The 6,788-nt window shown below is 65.8% G+C and carries 5 protein-coding genes; all 5 read left to right on the forward strand.

Annotation, left to right across the window (positions count from 1 at the left end):
- Nucleotides 1–31 precede the first annotated feature (31 nt).
- The 5 genes from LPW26_RS23160 (at nucleotide 32) to LPW26_RS23180 (ending at nucleotide 6,654) form a co-directional block, all read left to right on the forward strand.
- Nucleotides 32–1,138: an efflux RND transporter periplasmic adaptor subunit gene (locus tag LPW26_RS23160; RefSeq protein WP_238738075.1), complete on the forward strand. Its 1,107-nt coding sequence runs from the start codon at nucleotides 32–34 to the stop codon at nucleotides 1,136–1,138.
- Between the two features lie 14 nt (nucleotides 1,139–1,152).
- On the forward strand, nucleotides 1,153–4,284 hold the full coding sequence (locus LPW26_RS23165) for an efflux RND transporter permease subunit (RefSeq protein ID WP_238738076.1): 3,132 nt from the start codon (nucleotides 1,153–1,155) through the stop codon (nucleotides 4,282–4,284).
- Nucleotides 4,285–4,302: 18 nt separating this feature from the next.
- Nucleotides 4,303–4,917, forward strand: a complete 615-nt coding sequence (locus tag LPW26_RS23170; protein WP_238738077.1) for a TetR family transcriptional regulator — start codon at nucleotides 4,303–4,305, stop codon at nucleotides 4,915–4,917.
- A 29-nt stretch (nucleotides 4,918–4,946) separates the two neighbouring features.
- A complete protein-coding gene (locus LPW26_RS23175) occupies nucleotides 4,947–5,564 on the forward strand; it encodes a flavin reductase family protein (RefSeq protein WP_238738078.1) in 618 nt (205 codons plus the stop codon).
- A 289-nt stretch (nucleotides 5,565–5,853) separates the two neighbouring features.
- Nucleotides 5,854–6,654: a DeoR/GlpR family DNA-binding transcription regulator gene (locus LPW26_RS23180; protein ID WP_238738079.1), complete on the forward strand. Its 801-nt coding sequence runs from the start codon at nucleotides 5,854–5,856 to the stop codon at nucleotides 6,652–6,654.
- Nucleotides 6,655–6,788 lie beyond the last annotated feature (134 nt).

The following is a 6,788-nucleotide window of genomic DNA, read 5'->3' on the forward strand; positions in this document are numbered from 1 at the left end:
AGGGTTCCCTCAGGTCATTGAGGGTTCCGTCATGCTGACTCATCCGATGTTTGATGGATTGTTTCGTTTGCTGATCGGCTTGGCGCTCGCGGCCATCGCGCTCACGCTGGCGGGCTGCGACGACAAGCAGGCCAAGAAGGAGAAGCCAGAGCGGCCGGTGCTGGTGGAGACGTTGCGCTATGCGGCGGCGGCGCCGGAACGCAGCTTCGTCGGCACGATCCGGCCGCGGATCGAGACCGATATCGGCTTCCGCATCGCCGGCAAGGTGGCGAAGCGGCTCGTTGAAGTCGGGCAGACCATCGATATCGGCCAGCCGCTGGCGCTGCTCGATCAGACCGATCTGAAGCTGCAGGCCGAGCAGGCGGAGGCCGAGCATAGCGCGGCGAAAGGTGTGCTGGCGCAGGCATTTGCGTCGGAAAATCGCGCCAAGGAGCTGCGCGGCAAGGGCTGGTCGACCGAAGCGCAGATGGATCAAGCGCGCGCGGCCGCGGACGAAGCGCGTGCTCGCTTGGCGAGGGCCGAGCGCTCGGTCGAACTCACCCGCAATGCATTGTCCTACGCGACGCTGAATGCGGATACGCGCGGGGTTGTCACGTCGGCGCTGATCGATGCCGGGCAGGTCGTGTCGGCCGGGCAGCCGGCGTTTCGCATTGCGCGGTTCGGCGAGAAGGAAGCCGTGGTGGCGATTCCGGAGACGCTGGTCGGCCGCGCCAAGCAGGGCGAGGCGCGTGTCAGCCTGTGGTCGGAGCCGGGCAAAAACCATGTGGCAAAGTTGCGGGAGATCGCCCCGATGGCCGATCCCGCGACACGCACCTACCTGGCCAAGTTTTCGCTGCCCGACGCCGACGACGGTATCTCGCTCGGCATGACGGCTACGCTGACGCTGGCCGACTCCGCGACCGACCGGGTCGCCCGGTTACCGCTGTCGGCGCTGTTCAACCAGGGCGGTACGCCGTCGGTCTATGTGGTCGAGGATACCGGACAGGTGACGCTGAAGCCGGTCACCGTCAAGGCCTACGAGTCCGAACACGTGGTGATCAGCGACGGCGTTGCGGACGGCGCCAAGGTCGTAGTGCTCGGCGTGCAGAAGCTCGACCCGGCCGAAAAGGTCCGGGTTGTTTCCTCGCTCGCGTTCTGACGGCGGAGGCGGCGATGCGCTGGTTCAATCTGTCGGCCTGGGCGGTGTCGCATCCGGCGCTGATCCTGTTTCTGATCTGCGCACTCAGCGTCTCCGGCATCTACTCGTATCTGCGGCTCGGCCGCGCCGAGGATCCGTCCTTCACCGTGAAGGTCGCGGTGGTGTCGGTGATATGGCCGGGCGCGACCGCCGCGGAGATGCAGGCGCAGGTCGCCGATCCGATCGAGAAGAAGCTGCAGGAACTGCCTTACTTCGAGAAGGTGCAGACCTATTCGAAGGCGTCGTTCGCCGCCATGCAGGTCACCTTTCGCGATTCGACGCCGCCCGCCGAAGTGCCGCACCTGTTCTATCTGCTGCGCAAGAAGCTGTGGGACGTCGCGCCGCAGCTGCCGAGCAACCTGATCGGCCCGACCATCAACGACGAATACGGCGACGTCGACTCCATCCTCTATATGATGACCGGCGAGGGTGCGAACTACGCGCAGCTCAAGAAGGCAGCCGAAGGCCTGCGCCAGCGCCTCCTGAAGGTCGCGGGCGTCACCAAGGTGAATATCTACGGCACTCAGGACGAGAAGATCTATGTCGAGTTCTCGCACGCCAAGCTCGCCACGCTCGGCCTGACGCCGCAGGCGCTGTTCGACTCGCTCGCCAAGCAGAACGCGGTGACGCCGGCCGGCACGGTGGAGACCACGTCGCAGCGCGTACCGCTGCGCGTCACCGGCGCGATCGACGGCGTCAAGGCGGTGGCGGAGACGCCGGTCGAAAGTAACGGCCGGGTGTTCCGGCTCGGCGACATCGCCACGGTGTCGCACGGCTATGTCGACCCCACCGATTACATGGTGCGGCAGAAGGGCAAGGCCGCGATCGGCATCGGCGTGGTCACCGCCAAGGGCGCCAATATTCTCGACCTCGGCGAACAGGTCAAAGCCGCGACCGCTGAGTTCATGGGCGAAGTGCCGCAGGGCATCGAGATCGAACAGATCGCCGATCAGCCGCTGGTGGTGAAACACGCCGTCGGCGAATTCATGAAGTCGTTCGTCGAGGCGCTGGTGATCGTGCTGTTCGTGTCGTTCCTGGCGCTCGGCTGGCGCACCGGCATTGTGGTGGCGCTGTCGGTGCCGCTGGTGCTGGCGATCGTCTTCATCGTGATGAATGCGATGTCGCTCGACCTGCATCGCATCACGCTCGGAGCGCTGATCATCGCGCTCGGCCTCCTGGTCGACGACGCCATCATCGCGGTCGAGATGATGGTGGTGAAGATGGAGCAGGGCTGGGACCGCGCCAGAGCGGCGGCGTTCGCCTGGGAGTCCACGGCGTTTCCGATGCTCACCGGCACGCTGGTCACCGCGGTCGGCTTCCTGCCGATCGGGCTGGCCAATTCGTCGGTCGGCGAATATGCCGGCGGCATCTTCTGGATCGTGGCGATCGCGCTGATCGCGTCGTGGTTCGTGGCGGTGATCTTCACGCCCTACATCGGCGTCAAGCTGCTGCCGAACTTCGCAGGCAAGAAGGGCCACGATCCGGACGCCGTGTATCACACCCGGATGTATCGGGCGCTGCGCGCCGGCGTGGCGTGGTGCGTACGCTGGCGTGGCACGGTGGTGCTCGCCACGGTCGGCATCTTCGCTGCGTCGATCGTCGGTTTCGGCCATGTGCAGCAGCAGTTCTTCCCGCTGTCGGAGCGGCCCGAACTTTTCCTGCAGCTGCGTTTGCCGGAAGGCACCGCGTTCGGCGTCACCATGAAGACCGTCAAGGAAGCCGAGACGCTGCTGAAGGACGACGGCGACATCGCCACCTACACGGCTTACGTCGGCAAGGGCTCGCCGCGGTTCTGGATGGGCCTCAACCCGCAACTGCCGACCGAATCCTTCGCCGAGATCGTGATCGTCGCCAAGGATGTGGCCGCTCGCGAGCGTATCAAGGCGCGGATCGAACAGGCGGCGCATGACGGACGACTCTCGGAAGCACGCGTGCGTGTCGACCGTTTCAATTTCGGCCCGCCGGTCGGCTTCCCTGTGCAGTTCCGGGTGATCGGGCCTGATACTGCGAAGGTGCGCGAGATCGCCTATCAGGTCCGCGATGTGGTGAAGCGCAATCCGAACGTCGTCGATCCGCATCTCGACTGGAACGAGCAGTCGCCATATCTCAAGCTCGTCGTCGATCAGGATCGTGCCCGCGCGCTCGGGCTGACGCCGCAGGACGTCTCGCAGGCGCTGGCGATGCTGATCTCCGGCGCGCCGGTGACGACGGTGCGAGACGGCGTCGAGAAGATCGCCGTGGTGGCCCGCGCGGTGCCGGCCGAGCGGCTCGATCTCGGCCGCATCGGCGAACTCACCATCACGTCGCGAGGCGGCGTCGCGGTGCCGCTGTCGCAGGTCGCCAAGGTCGAGTACGCCCACGAGGAGCCGATCCTGTGGCGGCGCAATCGCGACATGGCGATCACGGTGCGGGCCGACGTCGCCGATGGCGTGCAGGCGCCCGACGTGACCAATGCGATCTGGCCGCAGCTCAAGGAGATCCGCGACAGCCTGCAGCCGGCCTACCGGATCGAGACCGGCGGCGCGATCGAGGAATCCGCCAAGGGCAACGCCTCGATCTTCGTGCTCTTCCCGGTGATGGTCATCGTGATGCTGACGCTGCTGATGATCCAGCTGCAGAGCTTCCCGCGGCTGCTGCTGGTGTTTCTCACCGCGCCGCTCGGCATCGTGGGCGCTTCGCTCGGGCTCAACGTTGCGGGGGCGCCGTTCGGCTTCGTGGCGCTGCTCGGGCTGATCGCGCTGGCCGGCATGATCATGCGCAACACCGTGATCCTGGTCGATCAGATCGAGACCGACGTGGCGCAGGGCTCGAGCCGGCGCGAGGCGATCGTCGAAGCGACGGTGCGCCGCGCCCGGCCCGTGGTGCTGACCGCGCTCGCCGCGATCCTGGCGATGATTCCTCTGTCGCGCTCGGCGTTCTGGGGGCCGATGGCGATCACCATCATGGGAGGCCTGTTCGTCGCGACCTTCCTGACGCTGTTCTATCTGCCCGGCTTGTATGCGCTGTGGTTCCGCAACAGCCTCGACGAGCGCGGCGGCGAGGTTTTGGCGCCGCAACACGACGAACCCGCGACGCAAGCGTTTCCGCTTGCCGACGCCGCCGAATAATTCGACATTGGCGCCCTGATGAGCGTGATTTCAGAGAATACCGAAGCCGACATGCGTCACCGCATTCTCGTGGTGGCCGAGCGTCTGTTTCGCCAGATCGGCTACCAGAAGACCACGGTGGCCGACATCGCCAAGGTGCTGCAGATGAGCCCGGCGAATGTGTATCGCTTCTTCGACTCGAAGAAGGCGATCCATTCGGGCGTGGCGCGACATCTGATGGGCGAGGTCGAGCAGGTCGCCGCCAGTATCGCGGCGGAAAGCGGGCCGGCTGCCGAGCGGCTGCGCAAGCTGCTGTCCACCGTGCACCAGATGAATCGCGAGCGCTATGTCGGCGACGAGAAGCTGCACGAGATGGTGGCGATCGCCATGGAGGAGAACTGGGACGTCTGCGTTCTGCACATGCAGCAGATCGTCGGTGCCATCAGCCAGGTGATGAGCCAGGGCGCCGCCAGCGGCGAGTTCGACGCGCCGGACATCGCGGTGGCGGCGGGTTGCACCTGCACGGCGATGATGCGATTCTTCCATCCTCAGATGATCGCGCAGACCATCAACAAGGATGGTCCCACGCTCGACCAGATGATCGACTTCATCCTCCGCAGCCTCGGCCACCGATCCGCCGCGGCCGCCTCCTGAACCGGGACCTCTCAACCCAGGATCTGCGCGTGACCGATCTGCATTCCTACGAGCCGGCAAACGGCCACGGCCTCAAGCACGACCCGTTCAACGCCATCATCGCGCCGCGGCCGATCGGCTGGATCTCGTCGTGCAGCGCGGCCGGCCACGTCAATCTGGCGCCGTACAGCTTCTTCAACGCCTTCAACTACAAGCCGCCGCTGATCGGCTTCTCCTCGACGACCTGGAAGGACACCGTCGCCAACATCCAGGAGACCGGCGAGTTCGTCTGGAATTTGGTGACGATGGATCTGGCGCAGGCGATGAACGCCACCTCGGCCACGGTGCCGCAGGAGGTCGACGAGTTCGACCTCGGCAAGCTCACCAAGCTGCCGAGCACCAAGGTGAAGCCGCCGCGCGTCGGCGAGAGCCCGGTGTCGTTCGAATGCCGGCTGTCCGAGATCATCCAGCTGAAGGGCGCCGACGGCACCAAGGCCGAAGCCTGGCTGACGATCGGCGAAGTCGTCGCGGTGCATATCGACAAGCGGCTGATCCAGGACGGCGTGTACCAAACCGCGATGGCTCGCCCGATCGTCCGCGCCGGCCGCCGCGGCGACTACTTCGAAATCCGCCCCGACGCGATGTTCGACATGCCGAGGCCGGAGTAGCTGAGCGGCGGGCGCGGTTTTCTGTGCGCTTCACCGATCCTTCTGAACGTCGCGCACGCCCCAATCACTCCGTCATGGCCGGGCTTGTCCCGGCCATCCACGCCTTTTCTGAGTTGACGTCAGCAAGACGTGGATGCCCGGCACAAGGCCGGGCATGACGCGGGGAGGGGCAGTGCACAGTTCGATGCGCCGGTTTAGCAGCTAACGGAGCACAGCTCCTACGGCGCGGCGCGTTGACGGCGGCGGCGAACCGCCGCAACATGGCTTAGATTCTCTCCAGGTGTTGCGCGTGACTGCCCTGAGCCAACGTCAATCGGAAATTCTGAATCTCGCCCGCGCCTCGGGTCGGGTGATGGTGGACGAACTCGCCCGGCGCTTCGAGGTGTCGGCCCAGACCATCCGCAAGGATCTCAACGATCTTTGCGACCAGCGCTCGCTGACGCGTATCCATGGCGGCGCCATCATCGCCTCGGGAGTCGAGAACCTCGCTTATGAGGCCCGCCGCTTCGTTGCCGCGGAAGAGAAGCGGGCGATCGGCGCCGCCGCGGCCGCGCAGATTCCGAACGGCTGCTCGCTGTTCATCAACATCGGCACCACGACCGAGGAAGTCGCGAGCGCGCTGACGGCGCATCACGAGCTGCTGGTGATCACCAACAATCTCAACGTCGCGATGCAGCTGTACAAGTATCCGCGCATCGAGGTGATCGTCGCCGGCGGTACGGTGCGGCGCGCCGACGGTGCGGTGATCGGCTCGACCGCGATCAGCCTGATCGGCCAGTTCAAGGTCGACTACGCGATCATCGGTGCCTCGGCGATCGACGAGGAGGGCGCGCTGCTCGACTTCGACTATCGCGAGGTGCAGGCCGCGCAGGCGATCATCGCCAATGCCCGCAGCGTGATGCTGGTGGCGGATTCGACCAAGCTGCGCCGCAGCGCGCCGGTCCGCATCGCGCATCTCAGCCAGATCCAGACCTTCGTCACCGACGAGGCGCTGCCACCGTCGCTGCAGACCATCTGCGAGGCGCACGGCATCGAGGTGATCGAAGCGCTGCCGAGGCTGGCCGACGAGCTCGACGACACTGCAGCCTGATCATTAAATCCGATCGGGTCCAACACACACGGCGTCATCCTGAGGCGCGCACGCGCAGCGTGCGCCTCGAAGGATGGCCACAAGCGCCGGTCCGCGCGGCCGCATCCTTCGAGGCTCGCCGAAGGCGGCGAGCA

Origin of the sequence: Rhodopseudomonas infernalis (genome assembly GCF_022271405.1) — a bacterium.
GTDB lineage: Bacteria > Pseudomonadota > Alphaproteobacteria > Rhizobiales > Xanthobacteraceae > Rhodopseudomonas > Rhodopseudomonas infernalis.

Excerpts from the sequence above, each read along its gene's own strand:
- LPW26_RS23160 (WP_238738075.1), top strand. The coding sequence starts at position 32 with ATGCTGACTCATCCGATGTTTGATGGATTGTTTCGTTTGCTGATCGGC.
- LPW26_RS23165 (WP_238738076.1), top strand. The coding sequence starts at position 1,153 with ATGCGCTGGTTCAATCTGTCGGCCTGGGCGGTGTCGCATCCGGCGCTG.
- LPW26_RS23170 (WP_238738077.1), top strand. The coding sequence starts at position 4,303 with ATGAGCGTGATTTCAGAGAATACCGAAGCCGACATGCGTCACCGCATT.